Below are 1,470 nucleotides of genomic sequence, written 5' to 3'. Positions count from 1 at the left end.
GGATGAAGACGAGATCACAGCCTGTGCTGCAGCTGTACTTCACGTTGGGGATGAACGGAGTATGGCGGGTGGTTACCGCATAGTCATCGTTCCATTGCACGGCCGAGGCCATGTATAGATACGGTGCGGGAAACCCCGAGTGGACTAAAAAGTATGAATCATTGGCAGGACCCGAAAAGTCGGGTTTTACCATGCCGTTGCATCCTGCAGTTACAGCTCCAATTAAAAAGTAGGCCATGATCTTGATCATGATATATCACCGACTTAATTGGGAGAATGTGACTGTTTTTTGTTGTCAGTATTTTGGCTTTTATCGGATTGCAGTACTCCTCGCCGCTTGATCTAGTTGGACGTTTTCTTACTTATGGCTGAGTTTGCAATGACGCGTATGAATAAATCGTGCTAATGCCAATTGCTTTTCGATCAACTTCAAAAGTTCAAATATTTGGCGCCTGAAAATTGTTAAAGACGAGAAAAGAAACCAGGGGTTGCTATCGACTCCTTCGTTGATGGCACCAACGATCATGAAAAGTGGCGCCTACCTGAATCAATCACTATGCCCGCCACCCACAAGAGCGACAAGTACAAGCGGTCGCAAGCGCAAGAACATTTAAATCGGGCGCCTATACAACAGGCAATTCGCCAATAGCAAACCCGGACCGCTTCAATATCGACGGAACGGGTTTTAGTGGTAGTACGAAGTCAACAAACCTTTCTAAAGAGCCGTCGTCCATAGTCGGCAAACCAGACACTGCCGGAGTTAAAGGCATGGTTATCCTTCACTGTTTTATTTATACGTCCAGTCGACAGGATATTAAGTCGTCACTGACAGGGTTAACGGTAAAAACATTGGAGCCTGGCTTCATTCGCTGTTATGTAGTGGACACTACGAACATCACTATTGAATATCGGGTGGTAACACCGGATATAGGGGGGGGGATCATGAATATCACCGTACAAACGACGGCGCAGTAACGCGAGGCAAGAGGCTTAAGCCTCTTGCTTTAAGCAGACCAGGAAAAATCTCATGAAATTTCAAACAACAAAAAAGGGCCCACCTTTCGGTGAGCCCTTCCAGACCGCCCAGCAGAGCGGATTTTGTTTGGTGGGCAGTCGCTCAGAGTGGAAGCGTTGGTCGCCGATTTCCCATTTATCTGGCCGTCGAAATGCCACTTGCGGCTGTCATAACTCCAGAGTAGCTTTGCACGCTGATCAGTTCTCAATGGGATGGTCTTAGGATGGAAATCATCATAACCACGCTGCTGATTGGCTTTTCTTTGGGGGCAGTCTGGATTTTTGCGTTATTCGTTGGACTATGTGTCCAAGTCAAGCAGTGGTGTCATGATTGGATCAACGACACCCCTTCGTCGGTCGAACCGAACATAGTTCTTGAAAAAGTGCAGGTGTTCGTTGGTGCGAGCAGTTTTGACCGATTCACCTGCGTCATGGTCATCCTGAATGCCTTGGTGC

At 47.6% G+C, this 1,470-nt stretch carries 1 protein-coding gene and 1 pseudogene; one reads left to right on the top strand and one right to left on the bottom strand.

All coding sequences use genetic code 11. The features are described 5' to 3' along the window. Positions 1–193: pseudogene (locus ACXRVY_RS28800) on the bottom strand (serine protease); the annotation flags it as partial. A 1,045-nt stretch (positions 194–1,238) separates the two neighbouring features. Here ACXRVY_RS28800 and ACXRVY_RS28795 point away from each other — a divergent pair. Continuing rightward, positions 1,239–1,470 (top strand): hypothetical protein (locus tag ACXRVY_RS28795; RefSeq protein WP_458238928.1); only part of this gene is annotated, 232 nt, incomplete at its 3' end.

This window comes from Pseudomonas sp. P5_A2_2, assembly GCF_054177685.1.
The sequence above is the reverse complement of the archived record's forward strand: the minus strand, read 5'-3'. Positions and strand labels throughout refer to the sequence as shown.